The following is a 25,733-nucleotide window of genomic DNA, read 5'->3' as shown; positions in this document are numbered from 1 at the left end:
GGGCAGTCCTCCGATGATCGACGGCGCGTTCGCCCGGTGGCTGGCGGCGCGGGCCGGGCAGGCGTTGCTGGGCTTGCGGGCCGAGATGGGGTTCGCCGACGCGGGCGCCCTGAAGTCGGCCGGGGACAAGGTCTCGCACGACCTGATCCGTACCGAGCTGGCCCGGTGGCGACCCGGTGACGCGGTCCTGTCGGAGGAGGACGAGGGCTCGCGGCTGGCCTGGGCGGCGGAGGTGAACCCCGCGGCGGTGTCCCGGCTGACCGCCGACCGGGTGTGGATCGTCGACCCGCTGGACGGCACCCGGGAGTTCTCCGAGGAGGGGCGCTCGGACTGGGCGGTGCACGTGGCGCTCTGGGCGCGCAACGCGCCGACGCCGCACGGGCTGGTGGCCGGGGCGGTGGGGCTGCCGGCGCAGCACCGGGTGCTCGGCACGGACTACCCGCCGGCGTACCCGCCGCTGACGTTGGAGGCGGCGACCGCGGGTGGTGGACGGACGCTGCGCCTGGCGGCGAGCCGGAGCCGGCCGCCGGTCTTCCTGACCGACCTGGCGGAGGACGTGGGCGCGCACCTGGTGCCGATGGGTTCGGCCGGTGCGAAGATCGCCGCGGTGGTGACCGGTGAGGTGGACGCCTACATCCACGCGGGCGGCCAGTACGAGTGGGACTCGGCCGCCCCGGTCGCTGTGGCGACGGCCACCGGCCTGCACGCTTCCCGGATCGACGGTTCTGCGCTGAAATACAACGAGGCGGATCCGCGGCTGCCGGACCTGCTGGTCTGCCGCAAGGATCTCGCCACTCGGTTGCTTGCAGCGCTGCAGAGACATTCCGGGTAGCCTGAGCGCTTGTTCTTGATGTATCCGACCGGAAAGGTCTGGAATCCATGAGCGGATCCGCGCCGATCGAGACCGTGTCATGACCGCCCCCGCCCGCTTCTACCAGGTCTCCCACCTCGACGCGCTCGAGGCGGAGAGCATCTTCGTGATGCGTGAGGTGGTCGCGGAGATGGAGCGCCCGGTGCTGCTCTTCTCCGGCGGCAAGGACTCCATCGTCATGCTCCGGTTGGCCCAGAAGGCGTTCGCCCCGGCCAACATCCCCTTCCCGGTCATGCACGTGGACACCGGGCACAACTTCCCCGAGGTCCTGGAGTACCGCGACCAGCGGGTCGCCGAGCTGGGCCTGCACCTGATCGTGGCCAGCGTGCCGGAGGCCCTGGCCAACGGCATGGTCCGCGAGTCCGGCGACGGCATGCGCAACCGGATCCAGACCCCGGTGCTGCTGGACGCGGTGGAGAAGCACCGCTTCGACGCGCTCTTCGGCGGCGCCCGGCGGGACGAGGAGAAGGCCCGCGCCAAGGAACGGGTGTTCAGCTTCCGCGACGAGTTCGGCCAGTGGGACCCGAAGAACCAGCGCCCCGAGCTGTGGTCGCTCTACAACGGCCGGCACCACCCGGGCGAGTCGATCCGGGTCTTCCCGCTCTCCAACTGGACCGAGCTGGACGTCTGGCACTACATCGCCCGCGAGCGCATCCCGCTGCCCTCGATCTACTACGCGCACGAGCGCGAGGTGGTCGAGCGCGACGGCATGCTCTACGCGGTGAACGAGTTCTTCCGCCCCCGTGCGGGGGAGGAGCGGTTCAAGGCCCGGGTGCGCTACCGCACCGTGGGCGACGCCTCCTGCACCGCGGCGGTCCGCTCGGACGCCGACACGGTGGAGAAGGTGATCGAGGAGGTGGCCGCCACCCGGATCACCGAGCGCGGCGCGACCCGCGGCGACGACCGGGTCAGCGAGGCCGCCATGGAGGACCGCAAGCGGGAGGGCTACTTCTGATGAGCACCGAGACCATCGCCGCAGGCGCGGCGGACAGCCGCGCCGCCACCGGGGCCGGGCCGGAGGCCCGGCCGATGGACCTGCTGCGCTTCGCCACCGCCGGCAGCGTGGACGACGGCAAGTCGACCCTGATCGGCCGCCTGCTGTACGACACCAAGTCGCTCTTCACCGACCAGCTCGCCGCCGTCGAGGCGGTCAGCGCGGCCCGGGGTGACGAGTACACCAACCTGGCGCTGCTCACCGACGGCCTGCGCGCCGAGCGGGAGCAGGGCATCACCATCGACGTGGCGTACCGCTACTTCGCCACCCCCCGGCGGAAGTTCATCATCGCCGACACCCCGGGGCATATCCAGTACACCCGGAACATGGTCACCGGCGCCTCCACCGCCGACCTGGCGCTGATCCTGGTGGACGCCCGCAAGGGCCTGGTCGAGCAGTCCCGCCGGCACGCGTTCCTCTGCTCGCTGCTGCGGGTGCCGCACCTGGTCCTCTGCGTGAACAAGATGGACCTGGTCGACTATTCGCAGGAGGTCTTCGAGCGGATCGCCGACGAGTTCACCGCGTTCGCCGCGAAGCTCGACGTGCCGGACCTGACCGTGGTGCCGATCTCCGCGCTCAGGGGCGACAACATCGTCACCCGCTCGGAGAACATGCCCTGGTACGAGGGCCCGTCGCTGCTGCACCACCTGGAGCGGGTGCACATCGCCTCCGACCGCAACCTGGTCGACGTGCGGTTCCCGGTGCAGTACGTGATCCGTCCGCAGTCCACCACCGTCACCGACTACCGCGGCTACGCCGGGCAGGTGGCCTCGGGCGTGCTCAAGCCGGGGGACGAGGTGATGGTGCTGCCCTCCGGCTTCACCAGCCGGATCTCCTCGGTGGAGACGGCGGACGGCCCGGTGGCCGAGGCGTTCCCGCCGATGTCGGTGACCGTCCGCCTGGAAGACGAGATCGACATCTCGCGGGGCGACATGATCTGCCGGCCGAACAACTCGCCGGCGGTGTCGCAGGACATCGAGGCGATGGTCTGCTGGATGGACGAGACCCGCCCGCTCCAGGTCGGCGGCAAGTACGCGATCAAGCACACCACCCGGTCGGCCCGGGCCATCGTGCGCGGGCTGCACTACCGGCTGGACATCAACACCCTGCACCGGGACGAGGCGGCCGGCGAGCTGAAGCTCAACGAGATCGGCCGGGTGCGGCTGCGCACCACCGTGCCGCTGCTCGCCGACGAGTACCGCCGCAACCGCACCACCGGCGGCTTCGTCATCATCGACGAGACCACCAACCGCACCGTCGCCGCCGGCATGATCGTCGACACCGCCTGACCCACCCTCGGGGTTTGCGGACGCACTTACAGAGAAAGAGTGGCTATTCCGACGTGGATAGCCACTCTTTCTCTGTAAGAGGCCCCCGACGTCGGCGGGCGTGGGGGGTTAGTCGAGGCGGGTGGTGCCGGGGGCGGGGAGGACCGTGACGTGGGCGGGGGCGGGGAAGCCGCGGTGGGCGTAGGCGTTCGTCACGGCTCGGGCCACGGGGTCGGCCTGGTCGGCGTCGACCAGGGCGAGGACGCAGCCGCCGAAGCCGCCGCCGGTCATCCGGGCGCCGAGCGCGCCGGCCGTCAGGGCCGCCTCGACCGCGGTGTCGATCTCCGGGACGGTGATCTCGAAGTCGTCCCGCATGGAGGCGTGCGAGGCGGTGAGCAGCGGACCGATCTCGCGTACCCGGCCGGCGCGGAGCAGGTCGACGGTGTCCAGCACCCGCTGGTCCTCGGTCACCACGTGCCGGACCCGGCGGCGGATCTCGTCGTCGTCGAGCCGGGCCAGCGCGGCGTCGAGGTCGGCGACCGGCACGTCCCGCAGCGCCGGCACCCCGAGCAGCGAGGCGGCTCGTTCGCAGGCGGCGCGGCGGGAGGCGTACTCGCCGTCGGCGTGCCGGTGCGGCGCGCGGCTGTCGATGACGAGCATGGCCAGCCCGGCGGCGTCGAGGTCGAACGGGATGTGTTCGACGGCCTCGGTGCGGCAGTCCAGGAAGAGGGCGTGCCCCTCGCGGCAGCGGATCACCGCGGACTGGTCCATGATGCCGGTCGGTGCGCCGACGTAGGCGTTCTCGGCCCGCTGGGCCAGCCGCGGCTGCTTCTCGGCGGGCAGGTCCAGCCCGCCCAGGTCGACCAGGGCGGCGAGCACCGCCGCCTCGATGGCCGCCGAGGAGGAGAGGCCGGAGCCCACCGGTACGTCGGAGGCGATCGCCAGCCGGGCGCCGGGCACGTCGTACCCGGCCTCGCGCAGCGCCCAGATGACCCCGGCCACGTACGCCGCCCAGCCGGTGACCCGGCCCGGCTCGTCGACCTCGGCGGCGCCGAACTCCACCGCCTCGGCGGAGAGCTCCGACCGGACCGTCCACCGCTCACCGGGCTGCGGGGCGGCGGCGACCACGGTCCGCAGGGTCAGGGTTGGCCCGGCCGGGAGCCGCCCAGCGGCCGGCGGGCGGCTCGCCGTACGCGGCGTGGAAGCCGGCGGCGGCGCGGGCCGCGACGTCGCCCGCCGCGGCACCGGGTGGCGCGGTCTGCGCGGCCGGCCCGCTCATCGCTGCCCCAGCACGTGCGCGCGGTAGAAGGCCCAGGCGTCGCCGACCATGTCGTGCAGGGTCGGCTTCTCCGGCGTCCAGCCCAGCTCCTCGCGGGCCAGCGCGGAGGAGGCGACCAGCTCGGCCGGGTCGCCCTCGCGGCGCGGCGCGATCTCCACCGGCAGCGGGTGGCCGGTGACCTCGCGGACCACGTCGACCACCTGGCGGTTGGTGAAGCCGTTGCCGTTGCCCAGGTTGTAGATCCGGTGCCGGCCGGGCACGGCGGCGCTGAGCGCCAGCAGGTGGGCCCGGGCCAGGTCCGCCACGTGGATGTAGTCGCGCACGCAGGTGCCGTCGACGGTGGGGTAGTCGTCGCCGAAGAGTTGGAGCTTCTCCCGCCGGCCGGCGGCGACGTCCAGCGCGATCGGGATCAGGTGGGTCTCCGGGTCGTGCCGTTCGCCGATCGCCAGGTCGTCGCGGAGGTACGCCCCGGCCACGTTGAAGTAGCGCAGCGAGACGGCGGCCAGGTCGTGGGCGATCGCCTCGGAGGTGAGCGCCATGTCGACGGCGAGCTTGGTGGCCCCGTACGTGTTGGTGGGGGCCTTGACCGCGGTCTCCGGGATGGGCAGCTCGGTCGGGTTGCCGTAGACGGCGGCGGTGGAGGAGAAGACCAGCCGGGGCACCCGGGCGGCGCGGACCGCGTCGATCAGGGCGATCGAGCTGACCGTGTTGGCGTGCCAGTACAGCTCCGGGCGGACCATCGACTCGCCGGCGGCGATCAGCGCGGCGAAGTGCAGCACCCCGTCGAAGCCGGCCTCCGGGGTGAGCACCCGGGCGGCCTCGTGGACGGGCAGTTCGACGTGGGTGGCGTCCGGCGCGAGCGCGGCCCGGTGGCCGGTGCGCAGGTCGTCGAGGACCGTCACGTCGTGGCCGTTGTCGAGCAGCATCCGGGTCACCACGCTGCCGATGAAGCCGGCGCCGCCGGTGACGAGCAGTTTCACGTCGGGTCCTCCTGCCTGGCCGCGTCCCGTCGCGGCCGTTCGTGATCACCCTACGGCCGCACGCTGTGCACGCGCTCAGCGTCGCGGCCCCGCCTCATTCCATCACAAACCTTCACGACTGAACAGATCCGAACATCGCCGGTCGGCGGTGACGCGCAGCCTTACCATCTTTTCCATGCGGGAAGCGGGCGGTCCCGGGCTGCGTCGACGCGCGTCGGGGCGGCCCCGACGCCGGCCCGGGCCGATCGCCCGGACGGTGGCCCGGCTCGTCGTCCGGGCCGCCGACGGCGCCACCCGCCTCGTCACCGACCTGCTCGGTGCCAGCCCGGCGGCCGGTCGGGAGCGGATCAGCGAGGACGAGCTGCGCGACCTCGTCGCGGCCAACACCCGGCTCCACCCGGACGAGCGGCGGATCATCGACGAGGTGCTGGTGGCCGGCGCGAGCCTGGTCCGCGAGGTGATGATGCCCCGCACCGAGGTCGTCTTCCTCTCCGCCGGGCTGACCATCGCCGAGGCCGAGCGGGTGGTCCGGGCCGAGACGCACACCCGCTACCCGGTGGTCGACGGCACCCAGGACGACGTGGTCGGCTTCGTGCACCTGCGGGACGTGCTGCTCCGCCCCGACCTCGACCCGTGCACCACCGTCGGCGAGCTGACCCGCGAGGTCAAACAGCTGCCCGGCAGCAAGCGGGTGCTCGCCGCGCTGACCGAGATGCGCAAGGAGGGACACCACCTGGCGGTGGTGGTCGACGAGTACGGCGGCACCGCCGGCATCGTCACGTGTGAGGACCTGATCGAGGAGCTGGTCGGGGAGATCCACGACGAGTACGACGGCGACCCCGAGCCCGCGCACGCGGGACTGCCCGCCGTGGTGGACGGCCGGCTCAACCTCGCCGACTTCGCCGAGCGCACCGGGGTGCCGCTGCCCGTCGGGCCGTACGAGACGGTCGGCGGCTACCTGATGGCGGCGCTCGGCCGGCTGCCGGTGGCCGGCGACGAGGTGCCGGTGTCCCCGGTCGACGCCGAGGCGCCGGACGAGCCGGTCGACGGCTGGCTGCTGCGGGTGCTGGCCCTGGAGGGGCGCCGGGTGTCCCGGGTCGCGGTCTCCGCGGCGCGCCTGCCCGAGCAGCGGCGCGAGGTCACCACCCCCGCCGGGCCGGCGGCGAGCCGACCCGCCGGCCCGTCATGACGTACGCCGGGCGTTGCTGACAGAATTGCCGCCATGTCCGACGTTCCCGCCCGCCCGCGCGTCTTCTCCGGCATCCAGCCGACGGCCGACTCGTTCCACCTCGGCAACTATCTCGGCGCGGTGCGGCACTGGGTGGCGCTGCAGGAGACCCACGACGCGTTCTACTGCGTGGTCGACCTGCACGCGATCACCGCGGGGCACGACCCGGCCGTGCTGAAGCAGCGCTCCCGGGTGGCCGCCGCGCAGCTCTTCGCGGTGGGGATCGACCCGGAGCGCAGCACCCTGTTCGTCCAGTCGCAGGTGCCCGAGCACTCGCAGCTGGCCTGGGTGCTCGGCTGCATCACCGGTTTCGGCGAGGCCAGCCGGATGACGCAGTTCAAGGACAAGTCGCAGAAGCAGGGCAGCGAGCGGGCCAGCGTCGGCCTCTTCACGTACCCGATCCTGCAGGCCGCCGACATCCTGCTCTACCAGGCCAACGCGGTGCCCGTCGGCGAGGACCAACGCCAGCACCTGGAGCTCTCCCGCGACCTGGCGCAGCGGTTCAACTCGCTGTTCGGCCCGACCTTCACGGTGCCCGCCCCGCACATCGTCAAGGACACCGCGAAGATCACCGACCTGCAGGACCCGACGGCGAAGATGTCCAAGTCGTCGTCCTCGCCGGCCGGCATCATCGACCTGCTGGAGGAGCCGGCCCGCTCGGCCAAGAAGATCCGCTCCGCGGTCACCGACACCGGCCGCGAGATCGTCTTCGACACCGAGACCAAGCCGGGCATCTCCAACCTGCTGACCATCTACTCGGCGCTGTCCGGCCGGAGCATCGACGACCTGGTCGCCGCGTACGCCGGCAAGGGCTACGGCGACCTCAAGAAGGACCTCGGCGAGGTGGTCCGGGAGTTCGTCGGCCCGATCCAGGAGCGCACCCGCGCCCACCTCGACGACCCGGCGCAGCTGGACAAGCTGCTCGCCGCCGGCGCCGAGAAGGCCCGCGCGGTCGCCGCGCCGACCCTGCGCGCCGCGTACGACCGGATCGGGTTCTTCCCCCCGGTCCGGTTCGAGTAGCGGCTCCGGGCCGACGGGTACGGGTGGAGGGGTGGCGCGGAGCGTGGATCGCAGGGACGGGGCGCCGGTGGACGGCGGCACCATCCAGATCGGGATCGCGGTGGACGTCCCGGAGCCGTGGGGCGGCATGCTCACCCGGCGCCGGGCCGAGTCCGGCGACCCGCAGGTGGTCCCGGCGCACGTGACGCTGCTCGGGCCCACCGAGATCCCGGTGGCGGCGCTGCCGGCGGTCGAGGAGCACCTGAGCCGGGTGGCCGCCCGGCACCTGCCGTTCACCCTGCACCTGCGGGGCACGGGCACGTTCCGGCCGGTGACCCAGGTGGTGTTCGTGACGGTGGCCGCCGGGATCAGCGAGTGCGAGCTGCTCGCCGCCGCCATCAACGCCGCACCCGAGCTGCACCGGGAGGCCCGCTTCCCGTACCACCCGCACGTCACGGTCGCGCAGGACGTCGCCCCCGAGGCGCTGGACCGGGCGTACGAGGACCTGGCCGACTTCTCGGCCATGTTCGAGGTGGACTCGTTCACGCTCTTCTCGCACAGCGGTGCGACCCGGTGGCAACCCCGCCGGGACTTCCGGCTCGGCGGCTGACCGGGCCGGTGGCCACAGGCCCGCCCCGCGGCGGGAGATCGGTGAGGATGACGTGGTGGACGCGTGGGGCCGGCTGACGGGCGGGATCGACCGCCGGTTCACCACGGCCCGGCACCGGTGGCCCCGCTTCGACCACCTCTGGCGGGCCATCGACCTCTACACCAACGTGCTGGGCGGGCGGCTGGCCGCGGCGATCGCCTACTACGGGTTCTTCGCCGTCTTCGCGCTCGCCCTGGTGGCGTACTCGATCTTCGGGGCGATCCTGGAGGACAACGACGAGGTCAGCGACGCCGCGGCCGACTTCCTGCGGGAGAACCTGCCGTTCCTCGACCCCGAGCAGATCGCCGAGAGCAGCAACACCGTCGGGGTGATCGGCCTGGTCATCCTGGTCTTCACCGGGATCGGCTGGGTGGAGGCGATCCGCTCCTCGCAGCGGCTGATGTACGGCTTCAACCAGCAGCCCGGCAACCTGGTGGTGCGCCGCCTGGTCGACCTGGGCGTCCTGGTGCTGGTCTTCGTGATGCTCGGCGTCTCGGTGGCGGCCGTCGACGCCCTGGAGTCGCTGCTGCGCTTCCTGCTGCGGGCCACCGGCTCGGTCGGGCTGACCACGGTCAGCGCGGCGCTCAGCGTGGTGGTCAACGCGGTGCTGGCGACGGCGCTGCTGGTGGCGGTGCCCCGGCTGCGGATGAGTCGCCGGCGGCTGCGGCCGGTGGTGCTGATCGTCGCGGTGGGCATCACGCTGCTCAACACCGTCGGGCGCTACTACGTGGTGCGCACCGAGCGGAACCCGGCGTACACGGTGGTGGCCGGCGCGGTCGGGTTGCTGCTCTACCTGTACCTGCTCAACCAGTTGGTGCTCTTCGGCGCGGCGCTCGCCGCGACCAGCCGGCACGGGCGGGTGGTCGACCTCTCCGACGGGCCCGTCCCGGCGGACCTCGACGTCGAAACGGACCCGGACACCGATCCGGGGACGCCGGGAGGGGCGGGCTGACGTGCTGATCGAGATCGACCCGGGCTCGGCGGTACCCCCGTACGAGCAGGTGCGCGGGCAGTTGGCCGCGATGGTCGGCGACGGGCGGCTGCCGGTGGGCACCCGGCTGCCGCCGGTGCGCCAGTTCGCCGCCGAGCTGGGGCTGGCGGCGAACACCGTGGCGCGGGCGTACCGGGAGCTGGAGGCGGCCGGGCTGCTGGAGACCCGGGGGCGGCACGGGACGTACGTCGCGCCGGGCCGCGACGACGCGACCGACCGGTTGCAGCGGGCGGCGGCCCGGTACGCCGACGAGGCGGTGCGGCTGGGCGTGCCGCCGGATCGGGCACTCGCCCTGGTCCGCGCCGCTCTCGACGCCGCCCGCCCGGGCTGAGTCGACGGACGAACAGGTCAGGAAACGGACCGATGCGCGAACCGGCAGTTGCCGCAAATGCCCCTCATCTTTCGGCCGTGACCGGCCATGATGAGCGCGTGGGCGCACTCGTGACGTTGGACCTGCCGGACGACTCGCCGATGCTCGGCCTGCCGTGGATCATCACGTTCGGCCCGCTCGGCGACCCCGCGGAGTGGGAGCCGGTGGTCTGCGGCCCGTACGAGCGCCCGCATGCCCTGGCCCTGGCCGAGGCGGTGGTGGCCGAGGAGCAGCTGATGGCGGTGGTCGAGCCGCTGGTGCCGGCGTTGTCGGCCGAGGAGGTGCGCGGCGAGATCGCCGCCGCGCAGATCGCCGCCGAGGACGAGGCGGCCCGGATCGACGAGTCCGACCTCTACGGGGACTTCGAGGACGTGATCGACGAGGAGCTGGAGCAGGCGGCCGCGCGGGCCGAGCACCCGGTCGCGCCGCAGCCGGCACCCAGCGAGGACGAGCTGCGGGCCGGCTTCGAGCGGATCTCGGAGCTGCTGCGGCGCAAGGGCCGCTGATCCGTCAGCCGGGCCGGGATTCCCGGCGCGGGGCCGGGCCGAGGAGGGCGCCGGCGCCCCGGGGAACTCCCCGAGGCGCCGGTGCCACCTCACCCCCCACCACAAGGGGTCGGCAGGCCCAGTCGCCCGTCGGCGCGGGGCACAACGGACGACCAGGTCAATGGCGGGTTACCCGGCTCAGCGCCGTTCGAACCACGCAGCTGCGTCCACCGGCAGGAGATGCCCCGATCCCTGCTCGGTGAGGTTCTCGCTGGCGACGAGCGGTCGGCCGTACCCCTCGACGGGGGCCGGCGCGCCGCTGATGTTGACCACGCAGGTCAGCGTGGTCCCGCCGCCGGTGCGGCTGAAGGCGAGCATGCCGGGCCCGCCCTCCAGCCAGGTCACCCCGCCGGTCGTGCCGGCCAGCGCCGGGTGCTCGTGCCGGATCCGCAGCGCGGCGCGGTACAGCTCCAGGGTGGAGCCGGCGACGCCGGTCTGGGCGGCCACCGAGAGGGCACGCCAGGTCGCCGGGGCCGGCAGCCAGCTCAGCTCGCTGCCGTCCGGGCCGAAGCCGTACGGGGCCAGCTCGCCGCTCCACGGGATGGGCACCCGGCAACCGTCGCGGCTCTCCCCGGTACGCAGGAACGCCGGATCCTGGCGCAGCTCGTCGGGGAGGTCCAGCACCTCCGGCAGGCCCAGCTCCTCGCCCTGGTAGACGTAGGCGCAGCCGGGCAGGGCCAGCATCAGCAGGGCGGCGGCCCGGGCCCGGCGCAGGCCGACCTCGCCGTCGCCGTACCGGGTGACGTGCCGCTGCCGGTCGTGGTTGGACAGCACCCAGGTGGTCGGGGCGCCGACGATGGTGGACTCGGCGAGCGCGGTGTCGATGACCTTGCGGAACGAGTCGGCCGACCAGGTGGCGTCGAGGAAGTCGAAGCTGAACGCCTGGTGCAGCTCGTCCGGGCCGATGTAGCGGGCCAGCCGCTGCGGGGTCTCCGCCCACGCCTCGGCCACCGCCATCCGGCCGCCCGGGTAGCTGTCCAGGATCGGCCGCCAGGCGCGGTAGATCTCGTGCACCTCGTCCTGGTCGAAGTAGGGCAGGCGGCCCTTGCCGAGCAGTTCGGACTGGCGCTGGCCGGTGGTCATCGAGCTGAAGCCGACGTCGGGCAGCCCCTCGGCCTTGATCATTCCGTGCGCCACGTCGATCCGGAACCCGTCGACGCCGCGGTCCAGCCAGAAGCGGAGGACGTCCTCGAACTCGGCGCGCACCCGCGGGTGCCGCCAGTTCAGGTCGGGCTGGGCCGGGTCGAACAGGTGCAGGTACCACTGGCCGTCCGGCACCCGGGTCCAGGCCGGGCCGCCGAAGATGCTCTCCCAGTCGTTCGGGGGCAGCTCGCCGTGTTCGCCCCTGCCGTCGGCGAAGAGGTAGAGCTCCCGCTCCGGCGAGCCCGGGGCGGCGGCCAGCGCGGCCTGGAACCAGGGGTGCGCGCTGGAGGTGTGGTTGGGCACCAGGTCGATGATGATCCGCAGCCCGAGGGCGTGCGCGTCGGTGATCATCGCGTCGAAGTCGGTGAGCGTGCCGAACAGCGGGTCGACGTCGCGGTAGTCGGCGACGTCGTAGCCGGCGTCGACCTGCGGCGAGGTGTAGAAGGGGGTCAGCCAGAGCGCGTCGACCCCGAGGTCGCGCAGGTACGGCAGCCGCTCCCGGATGCCCCGGAGGTCACCGACGCCGTCGCCGTCGGCGTCGGCGAAGCTGCGGACGTAGACCTGGTAGACGACCGCGGACCGCCACCAGTCGGCGTCGGCGGCCGGCGGTGCCGGGTTGGTGGCGTCGGTCATCGGTGACGATCCCCGTTCTGTGGAGCACCCGGAGTGGGCCCGGAGGCGGATGTCAGTGCAGAATGCCGCCCGATTGCTGCAAGAGTCAAGCATTCCTTGCGCAAGAAATGATGGCCCGCCCCCTCCGCTGGGCCTGGCAGCCCGGTGCGGCCGTCCTAGCAAGCGGGACGGCACCGGGGACGGCCGCCGTCGTGGCGGCCGTCCGGGGCGCTCGGGTCGGGTCAGGCCGGGACGGCGAGGGCGGGCGGCGCCGGCCGGTGCCGGGTGCCGCCCTGGACCGGGTTGGCGCCGGCCGGCCGGACGACAGCGGTGGAGCCGCGCACCACCAGCTCCGGGCGGAACTGGTACTCCGAGTGCGGCGCGGCGTGGCCGTTGATCTCGTCGACCAGGGCCCGCACCGCGGCGACCGCCATCGCGGCGACCGGCTGGCGCATGGTGGTCAGCGGCGGATCGGTGAAGGCCATCAGCGGGGAGTCGTCGTAGCCGACCACCGAGAGGTCCTGCGGGACCGACATGCCGCGCTGCCGCGCCGCCCGGATCGCGCCGAGCGCCATCAGGTCGGAGCCGCAGACGACGCCGGTGACCCCGCGTTCGATGAGCCGGCCGGCGGCCGCCTCGCCGCCCTCCACGCCGAAGAGCGAGAGCTCGGCCAGCTCGGCCAGGTCCGGCTCGCCGGCGCCGGCGAGCCGGGTCATCGCGGTACGCCAGCCGGCCACCTTGCGCTGCACCGGCACGAACCGGTCCGGGCCGGTGATCAGGCCGATCCGGCGGTGGCCGAGCGCGACCAGGTGTGCGACGGCCAGCTCGGCGGCCTCACCGTCGTCGCAGGAGACGAAGGGGGCGGCGACGTTCGGGACGTACCCGTTGATCATCACGACGGGCAGCGGGCGGGCGATCAGCGCGCGGTACCGGTCGTGGTTGGCGGCGGTGTCGGCGTGCAGGCCGGAGACGAAGACGATCCCGGAGACCTGCCGGTCCAGCAGCATCTCGACGTACTCGTCCTCGGTGACCCCGCCGGGGGTCTGGGTGCACAGCACCGGGGTGAACCCGCTCTGGGCCAGGGTCGACTCGATGACCTGGGCGAACATCGGGAAGATGGGGTTGTCCAGCTCCGGGACGACCAGCCCGACGAGCCCGGCGCTGCGCTTGCGCAGCCGGGCGGGGCGCTCGTAACCGAGCACGTCGAGGGCGGTCAGGACGGCCTGCCGGGTCTCGGGGGCCACGCCGGGGCGGTCGTTGAGCACCCGCGACACCGTGGCCTCGCTGACTTCGGCCTGCTGGGCGATGTCGGACAGTCGAGCGCGCATGGCGGAACTTTAGCTCACGGGCAAGTTCTTGCGTACGCTCCTGCAAGCCCTTCCATTCCCTGCAACCTCTTGCTAACGTCCCCGCAACATGCGAGAGCAGCGGCGCAGCACCGCAGCGCCGGTTGGCAAGAACTTACAGAGGTTCCCACTGGCGGGCCGCCCTTCCCCCGGCGCTCGCCACAACGACAGGAGTACCGATGCGCATCCGTACCGCGGGTGTGGTCGCCGTTCTCGGTCTGGCGCTCGCGGCGTCCGGCTGCGGCGACAACAGCAAGGACGAGCCGGCCGCCAAGGATTCCCCCAAGGCCGCGAGCGGCAAGCTCGTCATCTGGGCCGACGACAAGCGCGCGGCTGCCCTCAAGCCGTTCGGTGAGAAGTTCGGCCAGGAGAACGGCGTCACCGTCGAGGTGCAGGCCGTCTCCAAGGACCTGCAGACCAACTTCGTCACCGCCTCCCAGCAGGGCAGCGGCCCGGACGTCGTGGTCGGCGCGCACGACTGGATCGGCAACCTGGTGCAGAACGGCGCCATCGACCCGGTGCAGCTCGCCGCCGAGCAGAAGAGCGCCTTCAACGAGACCGCCGTCAAGGCCGTGACCTTCAACGGTCAGGTCTACGGCGTGCCGTACGCGACCGAGAACATCGCGCTGATCCGCAACACCGAGCTGGCCCCCGAGGCGCCGAAGACGATCGAGGACCTGGTCGCCTCCGGCAAGAAGCTCAAGGCCGAGAAGAAGGCCAGCGAGATCCTCTGCCTCCAGTCCGGACAGAACGGCGACGCGTACCACATCTACCCGCTGTACACCTCGGCCGGCGGCTACCTCTTCGGCACCGCCGCCAACGGCGACTACGACCCGAAGGACCTGGGCGTGGGCAAGCCGGAGTCGATCGCGGCGTTCCAGAAGATCGCCAAGCTGGGTGAGAAGGGTGACGGTGCGTTGAAGCGCTCCATCACCGGCGAGAACTCGATCGCCACCTTCACCGGCAAGAAGTGCGCCTACCTGGTCTCCGGCCCGTGGGCGATCGCCGACGCCAAGAAGGCCGGCATCAAGTACGACATCTCCCCGGTCCCCGGCTTCGCCGGTGGCAAGGAGGCCCAGCCGTTCGTGGGCGTCCAGTCGTTCTACGTCGCCGCCAAGGGCAAGAACAAGGCCCTGGCCCAGGAGTTCGTCACCAACTACGTGACCAAGCCCGAGCTGGCCGTGGCGCTGTACAACGCCGAGCCGCGTCCGCCGGCGCTGACCGCCGCCTTCGACCAGGTCAAGGGCACCGACCCGGACCTGGCCAAGTTCTCCGAGGCCGGCAAGAACGGCCAGGTGCTCCCGGCGATCCCGGCCATGGCCGCGATCTGGGACCCGTTCGGCAAGGCCGAGGCCGCCGTCATCGGTGGCGCCGACCCGACCAAGACCGTCACCGCCGCCGGCAAGACGATCTCCGGTCAGATCAAGTAATGAGCGCGTCGCTGTCCGGCCCGGGGTCTGCCACGCAGACCCCGGGCCGGGGGCCCGTCCGCTCCGGGCTCCCGCGCAAGTCCCGTGACGCGCGACACCACGCGCCGATCACCCTGACCGGCCTCGCCGTCAAGGTGGTCCTGCTCGGCCTGGTGGCCGGGATCGCGATCTGGGCGGCCTTCCCGCTCATCGAGGCCGAGAAGTGGGTCGGGCTGGCCATCCTGTCGGCCACCACCGCCGGCCTGTTCTACCTGTACCTCACCCGCCGACACATCCCGGCGAAGTACCTGGTTCCCGGCACGATCTTCCTGATCGCCTTCCAGATCTTCCCGGTGCTCTACACCGCCAGCACCGCCTTCACGAACTTCGGCGACGGTCACCGCGGCGAGAAGTCCGACGCGATCGTCGCCATCCAGAGCTCGTCGGTGAAGCAGGTCCCCGGCTCCACCCAGTACCTCCTCTCCGTCGCCACCAAGGGCGACCCGGCCACCGGGCCGCTGGTCTTCCTGGTGACCGACCCGAAGAGCGGCACCGTCTCCGCCGGCGACGCCGGCGGCCTGACCCCGCTCGACGCCGCCGAGGTCACCGTGGCGCCGGGCGGCAAGGTAACCGCCGCCGAGGGCTACCAGGTGCTCAACTTCGGTCAGGCCAGCGCCCGCAGCAAGGAGATCACCGACCTGGTGGTCCCGACCTCCGGCGGCGCGCTGCGCTCCTCCGGTCTCTCCCGCGCGTACGAGGGCAGGGCGATCCGGGCCTACGACACCGGTTGCGACTGCGTCAAGGACAGCGAGACCGGCAAGACCTGGACGGCGGACGAGGAGATCGGCGCGTTCGTCGCCGCCGACGGCGAGCAGTTGGCCCAGGGCTGGAAGGTCAACGTCGGGCTGAAGAACTTCGATCGGGTGCTCACCGACCCGGCCATCTCCGGTCCGTTCTTCGGCACCCTGGTCTGGAACTTCGCCTTCGCGCTCGGCTCGACCGGCTTCACCTTCCTGCTCGGCCTGGCCATCGCGTTGGCGCTGCACTCGCCGCGGATGCGCGGCACCAACCTCTACCGGATCCTGCTGATCCTGCCGTACGCCATGCCGTCGTTCGCGATGCTGCTGGTCTGGCGGGACATGTTCAACACCGACTTCGGTCTGATCAACAACCTGTTCGGGCTCGGCGTCGACTGGTTCGGGCAGGAGTGGTCCGCCCGAATCGCGGTGATCCTGGTGCAGCTCTGGCTGGGCTACCCGTACATGTTCCTGGTCGCCACCGGTGCACTCCAGGCGATCCCGCGCGAACTCACCGAGGCCACCTCGGTCGACGGCGCGTCGCCCTGGCAGTCGTTCCGCGCGGTCACCCTGCCGCTGCTGCTGGTGGCACTCTCTCCGCTGCTGATCTCGTCGTTCGCGTACAACTTCAACAACTTCAACGCGATCTACCTGACCACCGAGGGTGGACCGTTCCCGGCGGACAACCCGACCTCCGGCGCGACGGACCTGCTGATCACGTACACCTACCGGCTGGCCTTCGGTGCCCAGGGGGCCCAGTTCGGCCTGGCGGCGGCGGTCTCGATCTTCATCTTCACGATCGTCGCGGTGGTCTCCGCGGTCAGCTTCTCGCGGACCCGCAAGCAGGAGGAGGTGTACTCGTGAGCACCCACGCGAACGCCCCGGTCGCCCGGACCGGCGCGGCCGGCAGGCGGAAGAACCGCTGGCTCGCCCAGGTCGGCTGGCGGCACGTGGTCGGGGTGGTGGCGGTGGCGTTCAGCCTCTTCCCGATCCTGTTCGTGCTCTCCGCGGCGCTCAACCCGCTCGGCACCCTCTCCTCCACGGACCTGGTGCCGACCAGCGGCGTGTCGTTCGAGAACTTCACCAACCTCTTCGACCGCACCTCGTTTGGGTGGTGGTTCCTCAACTCGCTGGTCGTCGCCGGGGTGGCGAGCTTCGCCTCGATCTTCCTCTCGTCGCTGGCGGCGTACTCCTTCTCCCGGATGCGCTTCGCCGGCCGTCGGGTCGGGCTGCTCTCGCTGCTGCTGATCCAGATGTTCCCGCAGTTCCTGGCCATCGTGGCGATCTTCCTGATCTTCACCACGGTTACCGACCTGTGGCCGGCGATCGGCTTCAACACGCCGTGGGGCCTGCTGCTGCTCTACCTGGGTGGGGCGCTGGGCGTGAACACCTGGCTGATGAAGGGCTTCTTCGACACGCTGCCGCGGGAGTTGGACGAGTCGGCGACCATGGACGGCGCGTCGCACGCCCAGGTCTTCTTCCGGATCATGCTGCCGCTGGTGGCGCCGATCCTGGCGGTGACCGGGCTGCTCGCCTTCATCGGCACGATCAACGAGTTCCTGATCGCCAACGTGTTCCTCACCAACCCCGAGTCCAAGACCCTCGCGGTCGGCATGTTCGGTCTGGTGGCGGGCGAGCGCAACAACAACTTCGGGATCTTCGCGGCGGGCACCCTGCTCACCGCCGTCCCGACGGTGCTGGTGTTCCAGTTCCTTCAGCGCTACATCGTCTCCGGCCTGACCGCCGGAGCCGTCAAGGGATAAATCGACGGTAGTTAGCACGCTGCGGCAAGGGCGTCGGGACGACGTGCACCGGAGCAGTCACGGGTTGACCGCCGCGGTCGGGAGACCGGCCGCGGCGGGTTGCCCCTCTCGCCCCGTCCGACCCACGCGAAAGGTCTCTCCGTGTCCCCGCAGCCGCACCACGACGGATCCGCCCTGTACGTACCCGAGCAGGAGCCGGCGCTCGGCCAGACCGTGCCGGTCTTCGTCCGGGTCCCGGCGGGCGCCGACGTGCGCACCGTGCACGTGCGGACCACCGGTGACGGCGAGCCCCGGTTCGCCGAGGCGGTCGTCGACCGCACCGAGGGCGGCGAGGTCTGGTGGCGAGCCGACGTCGAGGTCCGCAACCCGGTCAGCAACTACCGCTTCATGCTCTCTCAGACCACCGGCTACCGCTGGCTCAACGCCGCCGGCGTGATCTCTCACGACGTGCCGGACAACGGCGACTTCAAGCTGGTCAGCTACGCCCCGCCGCCGGCCTGGGCGCGGGACGCGGTGATCTACCAGATCTTCCCGGACCGGTTCGCCCGCTCCGCGGCCGCCGCCGGCCGTACGCCGCCGGACTGGGCGATCCCGTGCGACTGGGACACCCCGGTGATCGGACGCGGCTCGGAGACGCCGTACCAGTTCTACGGTGGCGACCTGGACGGTGTCACCGAGCGCCTGGACCACCTGGCCCGGCTCGGCGTGAACACCCTCTACCTCACCCCGATCTTCCCGGCCCGCTCCAACCACCGGTACGACGCGGCCAGCTTCGACACCGTCGACCCGCTGCTCGGCGGGGACGCCGCGCTGGCCCGGCTCGCCGATGCCGTCCGGGCCCGGGGCTGGCGGCTGATCGGCGACATCACCAGCAACCACACCGGCGACGCGCACGAGTGGTTCACCACCGCCGCCTCGGACGTGCGGGCCACCGAGCGGGAGTTGTACTACATCGACGAGGCCACCGGGGACTACGAGTCCTGGAACGGGGTCAAGTCGCTGCCGAAGCTGAACTGGGGCAGCGCCGAGCTGCGCCGGCGCTTCGCCACCGCCGACGACTCGCTGGTGCGGCGCTGGCTGCGCCCGCCGTACGGGCTGGACGGCTGGCGGGTCGACGTGGCCAACATGACCGGCCGGCGCGGCGCGGACGCGTACACCCACGAGGTGGCGCGGCTGCTGCGCGAGGTGGTCGCCGACACCCGCCCCGACGGCCTGCTGCTCGCCGAGCACGGCCACGACCACACCGGCGACCTGGACCGGGACGGCTGGCACGGGACGATGAACTACGTCGGCTTCACCGACCCGGTCTGGTCCTGGCTGCGGCACGGCGACGAGCCGGTGCCGAACTTCCTCGGCACCCCGGGCGGGGTGCGGCGGCGGGACGCCGAGGCCGTGCTGGCGACGATGGACACCTACCGGTCGCTGATCTCCTGGCGCTCGTACACCCACTCGTGGCAGCTGCTCGGCTCGCACGACTCGGCCCGGATCCGCACCGTGGTCGGCGACGCCGCCCGGCAGGAGGTGGCCGCCGGCCTGCTCGCCACCATGCCGGGCACCCCGGTGGTCTTCGCCGGGGACGAGCTGGGGCTGACCGGCACCAACGGCGAGGGTTCGCGGACCCCGATGCCGTGGCACCGGCCGGAGAGCTGGGACCGGGCCACCTTCGCCGCGTACCGCGGGCTGTTGGCGCTGCGCCGCGATGAGCCCGCGCTGCGCCACGGCGGCCTGCGTCGGGTGCACGCCGACGCCGACACGCTGGTCTTCCTGCGCGAGGCCCCGACCGGGGCGGTGCTGGTGCTCGCCCGCCGGGCCGCGGGCCGGCCGGTCCGGCTGACCGGCCTCGGGGCGGGGGAGAACGCGTACGGCGGCGCCCCGGCGCTGCGCCCGGACGCCGACGGCGTGGTCACCCTCCCCGCCGACGGCCCCACGTTCCAGGTCTGGCGGCTGTCCTGACCCGTGCCCAGCCGGCGCGGGGTCAGGCGGCCGGCTGGCCGAGCAGGGTGCGCACGCCGGCGAGGTAGCTGCGGCGGTCCGGCCGGCCGGTGAGCACCTTCTGCATCAGGTAGCCCGGGACCAGGCCGAACAGCGCGGTGCCGACGGCCTCGGGGTCGGCGTCGGGGGGCAGTTCACCCGCCTCCCGGGCCCGCCGGGCCAGCAGCGTGAAGCGGTCGCGGAAGCCGCTGTACGTCGCGTTGACGAAGGTCGCCAGCGCCGGGTCGCGCAGCGACTCGCTCCACACCTGGATCGCCAGCGGCAGGATGCCGTCCTTGCCGGCCTGCGCGTCGACGTAGGTCAGGGCCCGGTCCAGCGCCTCGACCAGGGGCAGCGGCGGCTCGGCGGCGGCCAGCTCGGCGAAGACCGCGTCCGCCCCGCCGATCACCGACTGGGCGATCGAGGTGATCAGGTCGTTCTTGCTCGGGAAGTAGCGGTAGACCGCGCCGACCGACAGCCCCGCCTCGGCGATCACGTCCTGCATCGAGGTGTTGTGGAAGCCGTCGCGCAGGAAGCAGCGCCGGGCCGCGTCGAGGATCTGCTGGCGGCGGGCCGCGAGGTGGGCGTCGGATACGCGTGGCATGACCCACAGTGTAAAACGAACGCTCGTTCTTGACTCCTGACACCTCCGGAGCGCACCCTGGCTTCAAAGAGAACGAGCGTTCGTTTTAAGGAGTGGGCATGTCCCCGTCACCCCGGTCCCCGTTGCTGCTCGCCGTGCTGGCCGCCGTCCTCGCGGTGGCGGCGCAGGCGCTGCTCGTACCCTTGTTCGCGGGGCCCGCCGCGAACCTGGCACCGCGTGACCTGCCGGTCGCCGTAGCCGGGCCGGCGCCGGCCACCGCGGAACTGGCCGGCCGGCTGGCGGCGGCCCGTCCGGGTGCCTTCACCGTCACCGAACTGCCGGACGCCGCCGCGGCCGACCGGGCGCTACGCGACCGCGAGGTGTACGCCGCGTTCGTCGTCGGCCCCGACGGCGTCGGGCTGCACACCGCCCCGGGTGCGAGCCCCACCGTCGCGGCCCTGCTCACCGAGGCCGCGGCCGGGCTCTCCGGCGGACGGCCGGTGCCGGTCACGGCGGTGGTGCCGGCCGACCCGGACGACCCGCGCGGGGCCGGCTTCGCCGCCGGTTTCCTGCCGCTGGCGCTGACCAGCATGCTCGTCGGCGTCCTGCTCACCGTCCTGGTCACCGGCCGGCGCGCCCGGCTGGTCGGGCTGGTCGGCTACGCCCTGCTCGCCGCGCTGGTCGGCACCGCCGTGCTGCACGGCTGGCTCGGGGTGATCGGGGGCGACCCGGCGGCCGAGGCCGCGGCGATCGGCCTCTTCGCGCTCGCCGCCGCCGGTGCCGTCGCCGGGCTGGGCGCGCTGCTCGGCGGCCCCGGGCTCGGCCTCGGCGCGCTGCTGGTCTTCCTGGTCGGCAACCCGCTCTCCGCGGTCAGCGCGGCGCCGGAGCTGCTGCCGCAGCCGTGGGGCACCGTCGGGCAGTTCCTGCCGGTCGGGGCCGGCGGAACGCTGCTGCGCTCGGCCGCCTTCTTCGACGGCGCGGGCGCGGGTCGCTCCGTCGCCGTGCTGGCCGGCTACGCGGTGCTCGGGATCGGCCTGGTGCTGCTCGGCCGGCGCGGCTCGCCCCGGCCGGCCGCCGAGATCACGGTATGAGATCAGCCCGGCGGGGCGGCTACTACAAACTGTCGTTGATGGGGGAGGATGGCCGGCGTGGAAGCTCTTCGGCTGGTACTTCTCTACGTCCATCTGATCGGGTTCGCGCTGCTGCTCGGCGGCGCGATCGCCCAGTACGTCAGCGGCCGGCTGCGGATCAACGCGGCCATGCTCTGGGGCTCGGTGATCGGTCTGCTCACCGGCATCGGCCTCTCCGCACCGCTGCGCGACGGCGACGAGCCGGCACCCGCGAAGCTTGTTACCAAGTTGGTGCTGGCTCTGCTGATCTTCGTCATGGTCTTCTTCTCCCGGAAGCGGGATCAGGTCAACCGCGGGCACTTCCTCGCTATCGTCGGGTTGACGCTGCTCAACGCCGCTGTCGCGGTGTTCTGGAGGTAGCCGGCCGGACCCGCTCGCGGGCCCGGGGAAAGGGACTTTCGGGACAGCGGGCCGGTCACGTACCAGCACTGTGAGTGATCTGCCCCACGCCAGGGTTACGCCGGGATAACAGGCGTTCAACAGTCGTGCACGATTGGCGGCCGGTGGGTGGGCGCGGGCGTACGCTCCCGTCCGTAACGTGGGATGCCGGCAGCGCAGCGCTGGTCGGTTCAAGGGCTGCCACCGCACGAGGCGCGGTGTGCAATGGGAAGGAGACGTCTTGCGCTCTGTGCGTGGGATGCGGATCGCCTCCGCGATCGTGGCGGGTGGGCTCGTGCTGGCCGCCGCCGCGTGTGGTGAGGCCCCCGAGGACGACAACAACGCCGGCAACGGCGCCAAGAAGTACAGCGCCTGCATGGTGACCGACGTCGGCGGCATCGACGACAAGTCGTTCAACACCTCCGCCTGGAAGGGTCTCCAGGAGGCCAAGAAGGCGAACGACAACATCGACATCAAGTACGTCGCGTCGAAGGCCGAGGCGGACTACGAGGTCAACCTGACCGGGTACGTCAACCAGAAGTGCGACTTCATCCTGGCCGTCGGTGGCCTGATGTCGGACGCCACCAAGAAGGCCGCCACCTCGAACCCGAACCAGCAGTTCGGCATCGTGGACGCGAACCCGGGCGTGGACAACATCTACCCGATGCAGTTCGACACCGCCCAGGCCGCCTTCCAGGCCGGCTACCTGGCCGCCGGGATGAGCAAGGCCGGCAAGGTCGGCACCTACGGTGGTCTGCCGATCCCGCCGGTGACCATCTTCATGGACGGCTTCGCCGACGGCGTGGCGCACTACAACAAGGCCAAGGGCAAGAACGTCCAGGTGCTGGGTTGGGACAAGGCGACCCAGAAGGGTCTCTTCACCAACGACTTCGTCAAGCAGGACGAGGGCAAGAAGGTCTCCGACGCGCTGGTCGCCCAGGGCGCGGACATCATCATGCCGGTCGCCGGCGGCGCCGGTCTCGGCACCACCGCCGCGGCCCAGGCCTCGGGCGGCAAGTACTCGGTCATCTGGGTGGACGTCGACGGCTGCGAGAGCACCCCGAACTGCGCGGCGCTGGTGACCACCGTCGTCAAGAACATCCCGGACGCCGTCAAGGAGGCCGTGCTCAAGGCCGCCGGTGGCGAGAAGCTCCAGTCCAAGCCGGGCTTCGTCGGCAACCTGGCCAACAACGGCGTCTCGATCGCCCCGTACCACGACTTCGAGAGCAAGGTCCCGGCCGAGCTCAAGGCCGAGGTCGACAAGATCAAGGCGGACATCGCCGCCGGCACCATCACGGTCACCTCGAAGGCCCAGCCGACCAAGTGACCGCCTCCCCGGCCGCCGCGATGGGATCATCGGCAGCGGAGGCCGGCGGGCACCAGGCATGACGATCGGCCGCCTCGGCGTACGTGGGACACCCCCGTGCGCCGGGGCGGCCGATCCGCTCCACCCGCGGCCGGCCCCGTCAGCCGGCCGACCGGCAGCTAGGCTGCACCATCGCTCGCACTCCAGGAGGTTGCGCTGAGACTCGAACTGCGCGGCATCACCAAGCGGTTCGGTGATCTGGTCGCCAACGATCACATCGACCTGACGGTGGAGCCTGGAGAGATCCACGCCCTGCTCGGCGAGAACGGCGCCGGCAAGTCGACCCTGATGAACGTGCTCTACGGGCTCTACCAGCCCGACGAGGGCGAGATCCTGGTCGACGGCCAGCCACTGAAGCTGAAGGGCCCCTCCGACGCGATCGCGGCCGGGATCGGCATGGTGCACCAGCACTTCATGCTGGTGCCGGTCTTCACGGTCGCCGAGAACATCATGCTCGGCGCCGAGCAGGTCAGGGGCGGCATCGCCGGCTTCCTGGACCGCCGGCGGGCCCGCCGCGAGGTGGCCGAGGTCTCCGAGCGGTACAACCTCCGGGTCGACCCGGACGCGGTGATCGAGGACCTGCCGGTCGGCATCCAGCAGCGGGTCGAGATCGTCAAGGCGCTCACCCGCGACGTCGACCTGCTCATCCTGGACGAGCCGACCGCGGTGCTCACCCCGCAGGAGACCGAGGAACTGCTCACGGTGATGCGGTCGCTGAAGGCCGCCGGCAAGTCGATCGTCTTCATCACCCACAAGCTCGGCGAGGTCAAGGCCATCGCCGACCGGATCACCGTGATCCGGCGCGGGAAGACCGTCGGCACGGCCTCCCCGGAGGCGAGCCGGGACGAGCTGGCCGCGCTGATGGTGGGGCGCAGCGTCCGGCTCACCGTGGACAAGCAGCCGGCCACCCCCGGCAAGCCGATGCTCCAGGTCTCCGGCCTGGTGGTCGACGACGACCGGCGGATCCGCGCGGTCGACGGCGTCGACCTGACCGTGCACGCCGGCGAGGTGCTCGGCGTCGCGGGCGTGCAGGGCAACGGCCAGACCGAGCTGATCGAGGCGATCATGGGCCTGCGCCCGGCGCTCGCCGGCACGGTCACCCTCGACGGCGAGCCGATGCACGGCTGGTCCACCAAGAAGGTGCTGCGCGCCGGCGTCGGCTACGTCCCCGAGGACCGCAGCGTCGACGGCCTGGTCAAGGAGTTCTCCGTCGCGGAGAACCTGGTCCTGGACATCTACGACCGGCCGCCCTTCGGCAAGGGCCTGGCCCTCAAGCCGGACGCCATCGCGAAGTCGGCCAAGGAGCGGATCGCGCAGTTCGACGTCCGTACCTCCTCCGCCGACGCCTCGGTGGGCACCCTCTCCGGCGGCAACCAGCAGAAGGTGATCGTGGCCCGGGAGCTGTCCCGGCCGCTGAAGCTCTTCATCGCCGCCCAGCCGACCCGGGGCGTGGACGTCGGCTCGATCGAGTTCATCCACAGCCAGGTGATCCGCGAGCGGGACGTGGGCACCGCCGTCATGGTGGTCTCCAGCGAGCTGGACGAGGTGATCGGCCTGGCCGACCGGATCGCGGTGATGTACCGCGGCCGGATCATCGGCGTCGTCAGCCCGGACACCCCGCGCGAGGAGATCGGCCTGCTGATGGCCGGCATCACCCCGGACGCCGCCGGCGAGCCCGGCGGTGCCGTGGCCCCCGCCCCCGAAGGCCCTGGTAACGAGGACGAGGCATGACTGACCCAAACCCGGTGTCGGGCTCCCCGGACAAGGAGCCGGCGACCGAGGCGCAGGCGGCGCAGGACGAGGCCGGCAACACCGACCGCGGCGCGACCATGACCGCCCCGAAGCAGCCCACGGAGCAGCCCCGCCCCACCCTGGGCCGGCTCTTCCTGGACAACCTCTGGGCCGCCAACACGGTCACCGTGACGGTGCTCGCCCTGGTGCTGGCGATGCTGTTCGGGGCGGTCCTGATCATCGTGTCCGACCCGGAGGTGCTGGCCACCTACAGCTACATCACGGCCCGGCCCGGCGACGCGATCAACTCCAGCTGGACGGTCGTCAGCGAGGCGTACGCGAACCTGTTCAAGGGTGCCGTCTTCGACCCCGAGGCGTCCGGCTTCCAGGCGGTGCTGAGCCCGATCTCCGAGACGCTCACCTACACCGCGCCGCTGGTCTTCACCGGTCTGTCGGTCGCGCTCGCCTTCCGGGGCGGCCTGTTCAACATCGGCGCCCAGGGCCAGGCGACCATGGGTGTCATCCTCGCCGCGGTGGCCGGGTTCGCCCTGCCGCTGCCGCCGGTGGTGCACCTGCTCGTCGCGTTGATCGCCGGCGCCGTGGGCGGTGCGGTCTGGGGCTTCATCCCCGGCATCCTCAAGGCCCGGACCGGCGCGCACGAGGTGATCAACACGATCATGCTCAACTACGTCGCGGTCTACTTCCTCTCCTGGGTCATCATCCAGAACGGGGTGCAGAACCCGGACCGCTCCGACGCGATCAGCAAGCCGGTCGACTCCTCGGCCCAGCTGCCCCGACTGCTCGGCGACGACCTGCGGGTGCACACCGGCATCCTGCTCGCGGTGCTGGTCACCTGGTTCGTCGCCTGGCTGCTCAACCGCTCCACGCTCGGCTTCGAGCTGCGCGCCGTCGGCGCCAACCCGGACGCCGCCCGCACCGCCGGCATCAGCGTCACCCGGACGTACGTCCTGATCATGGTGATCTCCGGCCTGCTCGCCGGCCTCGGCGGCAGCCAGATGGTGCTCGGCTCGACGGCGAACGCGCTGACCCCGCTGGTGGTCGCGCAGATCGGCTTTGACGGCATCCTGGTGGCCCTGCTCGGCCGGGTGAAGCCGTGGGGCGTGCTGCTGGCGGCGCTGCTCTTCGGCGCGCTCCAGGCCGGCGGCAACCGGATGCAGTCGTACTCGGGGATCTCGCTGGAGCTGGTCACCGTGCTCCAGGCGCTGATCGTCATCTTCATCGCCGCACCGGCCCTGGTGAAGGCGATCTTCCAGCTCCGGGCCGCCCGCGCCGCCCGGTTGCAGACGAGCCTGGCGAAGGGCTGGTAAGG

The 25,733-nt window shown here is 72.0% G+C and carries 22 protein-coding genes and 1 pseudogene; 18 read left to right on the top strand and 5 right to left on the bottom strand.

Annotation, left to right across the window (positions count from 1 at the left end):
• The first annotated feature begins 13 nt into the window (after window positions 1-13).
• The 3 genes from ACTMTB_RS19155 to cysN all read left to right on the top strand — a co-directional run bounded on the left by ACTMTB_RS19155 (window position 14) and on the right by cysN (window position 3,154).
• Window positions 14-832 carry an inositol monophosphatase family protein gene (locus ACTMTB_RS19155; RefSeq protein ID WP_441147645.1) on the top strand — a complete coding sequence of 273 codons (819 nt, stop codon included), beginning with the start codon at window positions 14-16 and terminating at the stop codon, window positions 830-832.
• A gap of 79 nt (window positions 833-911) precedes the next feature.
• The gene (gene cysD, locus ACTMTB_RS19150) at window positions 912-1,826 is read left to right on the top strand and encodes a sulfate adenylyltransferase subunit CysD (protein WP_334569725.1); all 915 of its coding nucleotides are present in this window, start codon (window positions 912-914) and stop codon (window positions 1,824-1,826) included.
• Window positions 1,826-3,154 (top strand): sulfate adenylyltransferase subunit CysN, encoded by a 1,329-nt coding sequence (cysN, locus tag ACTMTB_RS19145; protein ID WP_441147384.1) that lies wholly within the window; start codon window positions 1,826-1,828, stop codon window positions 3,152-3,154. Before cysD ends, cysN begins: the two co-directional genes overlap by 1 nt.
• A 108-nt stretch (window positions 3,155-3,262) precedes the next feature.
• On the opposite strand, the pseudogene galK reads toward cysN, so the two are convergent.
• Together galK and galE are read right to left on the bottom strand one after the other, a co-directional pair.
• Window positions 3,263-4,412, bottom strand: a pseudogene (galK, locus tag ACTMTB_RS19140) (galactokinase).
• Window positions 4,409-5,338: a UDP-glucose 4-epimerase GalE gene (galE, locus tag ACTMTB_RS19135; protein ID WP_246158277.1), complete on the bottom strand. Its 930-nt coding sequence runs from the start codon at window positions 5,336-5,338 to the stop codon at window positions 4,409-4,411. Before galE ends, galK begins: the two are co-directional and overlap by 4 nt.
• A 229-nt stretch (window positions 5,339-5,567) precedes the next feature.
• Between galE and ACTMTB_RS19130 the strand changes: the two genes are divergently transcribed.
• The 6 genes from ACTMTB_RS19130 (at window position 5,568) to ACTMTB_RS19105 (ending at window position 10,135) form a co-directional block, all read left to right on the top strand.
• Window positions 5,568-6,581 (top strand): hemolysin family protein, encoded by a 1,014-nt coding sequence (locus ACTMTB_RS19130; RefSeq protein WP_154939724.1) that lies wholly within the window; start codon window positions 5,568-5,570, stop codon window positions 6,579-6,581.
• Window positions 6,582-6,614: 33 nt separating this feature from the next.
• Complete coding sequence (gene trpS, locus ACTMTB_RS19125; RefSeq protein WP_441147382.1) at window positions 6,615-7,640, top strand: tryptophan--tRNA ligase; 1,026 nt, start codon at window positions 6,615-6,617, stop codon at window positions 7,638-7,640.
• A gap of 43 nt (window positions 7,641-7,683) precedes the next feature.
• Window positions 7,684-8,229, top strand: coding sequence for a 2'-5' RNA ligase family protein (locus ACTMTB_RS19120; protein ID WP_246157988.1), 546 nt, complete (start codon window positions 7,684-7,686; stop codon window positions 8,227-8,229).
• Window positions 8,230-8,284: 55 nt separating this feature from the next.
• Complete coding sequence (locus ACTMTB_RS19115; protein ID WP_441147379.1) at window positions 8,285-9,220, top strand: YihY/virulence factor BrkB family protein; 936 nt, start codon at window positions 8,285-8,287, stop codon at window positions 9,218-9,220.
• 1 nt (window position 9,221) lies between these two features.
• Window positions 9,222-9,590 carry a GntR family transcriptional regulator gene (locus ACTMTB_RS19110; RefSeq protein ID WP_154939716.1) on the top strand — a complete coding sequence of 123 codons (369 nt, stop codon included), beginning with the start codon at window positions 9,222-9,224 and terminating at the stop codon, window positions 9,588-9,590.
• 98 nt (window positions 9,591-9,688) lie between these two features.
• On the top strand, window positions 9,689-10,135 hold the full coding sequence (locus ACTMTB_RS19105; RefSeq protein WP_210775092.1) for a hypothetical protein: 447 nt from the start codon (window positions 9,689-9,691) through the stop codon (window positions 10,133-10,135).
• A gap of 177 nt (window positions 10,136-10,312) precedes the next feature.
• Here ACTMTB_RS19105 and ACTMTB_RS19100 read toward each other — a convergent pair whose 3' ends face one another.
• Together ACTMTB_RS19100 and ACTMTB_RS19095 are read right to left on the bottom strand one after the other, a co-directional pair.
• A complete protein-coding gene (locus tag ACTMTB_RS19100; protein WP_441147377.1) occupies window positions 10,313-11,950 on the bottom strand; it encodes a glycoside hydrolase family 13 protein in 1,638 nt (545 codons plus the stop codon).
• Between the two features lie 221 nt (window positions 11,951-12,171).
• A complete protein-coding gene (locus ACTMTB_RS19095; RefSeq protein WP_441147375.1) occupies window positions 12,172-13,257 on the bottom strand; it encodes a LacI family DNA-binding transcriptional regulator in 1,086 nt (361 codons plus the stop codon).
• Window positions 13,258-13,454: 197 nt separating this feature from the next.
• Here ACTMTB_RS19095 and ACTMTB_RS19090 point away from each other — a divergent pair, with 197 nt between their 5' ends.
• The 4 genes from ACTMTB_RS19090 (at window position 13,455) to ACTMTB_RS19075 (ending at window position 19,197) form a co-directional block, all read left to right on the top strand.
• Complete coding sequence (locus ACTMTB_RS19090; protein ID WP_088964049.1) at window positions 13,455-14,705, top strand: sugar ABC transporter substrate-binding protein; 1,251 nt, start codon at window positions 13,455-13,457, stop codon at window positions 14,703-14,705.
• Window positions 14,705-16,345, top strand: coding sequence for an ABC transporter permease subunit (locus tag ACTMTB_RS19085; protein WP_441147372.1), 1,641 nt, complete (start codon window positions 14,705-14,707; stop codon window positions 16,343-16,345). The genes ACTMTB_RS19090 and ACTMTB_RS19085 overlap by 1 nt, the downstream gene beginning before the upstream one ends.
• Window positions 16,342-17,244 (top strand): sugar ABC transporter permease, encoded by a 903-nt coding sequence (locus ACTMTB_RS19080; RefSeq protein WP_441147370.1) that lies wholly within the window; start codon window positions 16,342-16,344, stop codon window positions 17,242-17,244. The genes ACTMTB_RS19085 and ACTMTB_RS19080 overlap by 4 nt, the downstream gene beginning before the upstream one ends.
• A 141-nt stretch (window positions 17,245-17,385) precedes the next feature.
• Window positions 17,386-19,197 (top strand): glycoside hydrolase family 13 protein, encoded by a 1,812-nt coding sequence (locus tag ACTMTB_RS19075; RefSeq protein WP_441147368.1) that lies wholly within the window; start codon window positions 17,386-17,388, stop codon window positions 19,195-19,197.
• A 22-nt stretch (window positions 19,198-19,219) separates the two neighbouring features.
• Here the strand turns inward: ACTMTB_RS19075 and ACTMTB_RS19070 are convergent, their stop codons facing one another.
• Window positions 19,220-19,819 (bottom strand): TetR/AcrR family transcriptional regulator, encoded by a 600-nt coding sequence (locus ACTMTB_RS19070; RefSeq protein WP_441147366.1) that lies wholly within the window; start codon window positions 19,817-19,819, stop codon window positions 19,220-19,222.
• A 98-nt stretch (window positions 19,820-19,917) separates the two neighbouring features.
• On the opposite strand from ACTMTB_RS19070, the gene ACTMTB_RS19065 reads away from it, so the two are divergent.
• From ACTMTB_RS19065 to ACTMTB_RS19045, 5 genes are all read left to right on the top strand, one after another.
• Window positions 19,918-20,889, top strand: coding sequence for a hypothetical protein (locus ACTMTB_RS19065; protein ID WP_441147364.1), 972 nt, complete (start codon window positions 19,918-19,920; stop codon window positions 20,887-20,889).
• A 57-nt stretch (window positions 20,890-20,946) separates the two neighbouring features.
• Complete coding sequence (locus tag ACTMTB_RS19060) at window positions 20,947-21,288, top strand: hypothetical protein (RefSeq protein ID WP_154939695.1); 342 nt, start codon at window positions 20,947-20,949, stop codon at window positions 21,286-21,288.
• 277 nt (window positions 21,289-21,565) lie between these two features.
• Window positions 21,566-22,633: a BMP family lipoprotein gene (locus ACTMTB_RS19055; RefSeq protein ID WP_441147642.1), complete on the top strand. Its 1,068-nt coding sequence runs from the start codon at window positions 21,566-21,568 to the stop codon at window positions 22,631-22,633.
• Between the two features lie 195 nt (window positions 22,634-22,828).
• Window positions 22,829-24,403, top strand: coding sequence for an ABC transporter ATP-binding protein (locus tag ACTMTB_RS19050; protein ID WP_441147640.1), 1,575 nt, complete (start codon window positions 22,829-22,831; stop codon window positions 24,401-24,403).
• Window positions 24,404-24,501: 98 nt separating this feature from the next.
• Window positions 24,502-25,731 (top strand): ABC transporter permease, encoded by a 1,230-nt coding sequence (locus ACTMTB_RS19045; RefSeq protein ID WP_441147638.1) that lies wholly within the window; start codon window positions 24,502-24,504, stop codon window positions 25,729-25,731.
• Window positions 25,732-25,733 lie beyond the last annotated feature (2 nt).

It is taken from the genome of Micromonospora sp. L32, from assembly GCF_052068055.1.
Taxonomy (GTDB): domain Bacteria; phylum Actinomycetota; class Actinomycetes; order Mycobacteriales; family Micromonosporaceae; genus Micromonospora; species Micromonospora purpureochromogenes.
This window is presented reverse-complemented; position numbering and strand designations above follow the sequence as displayed.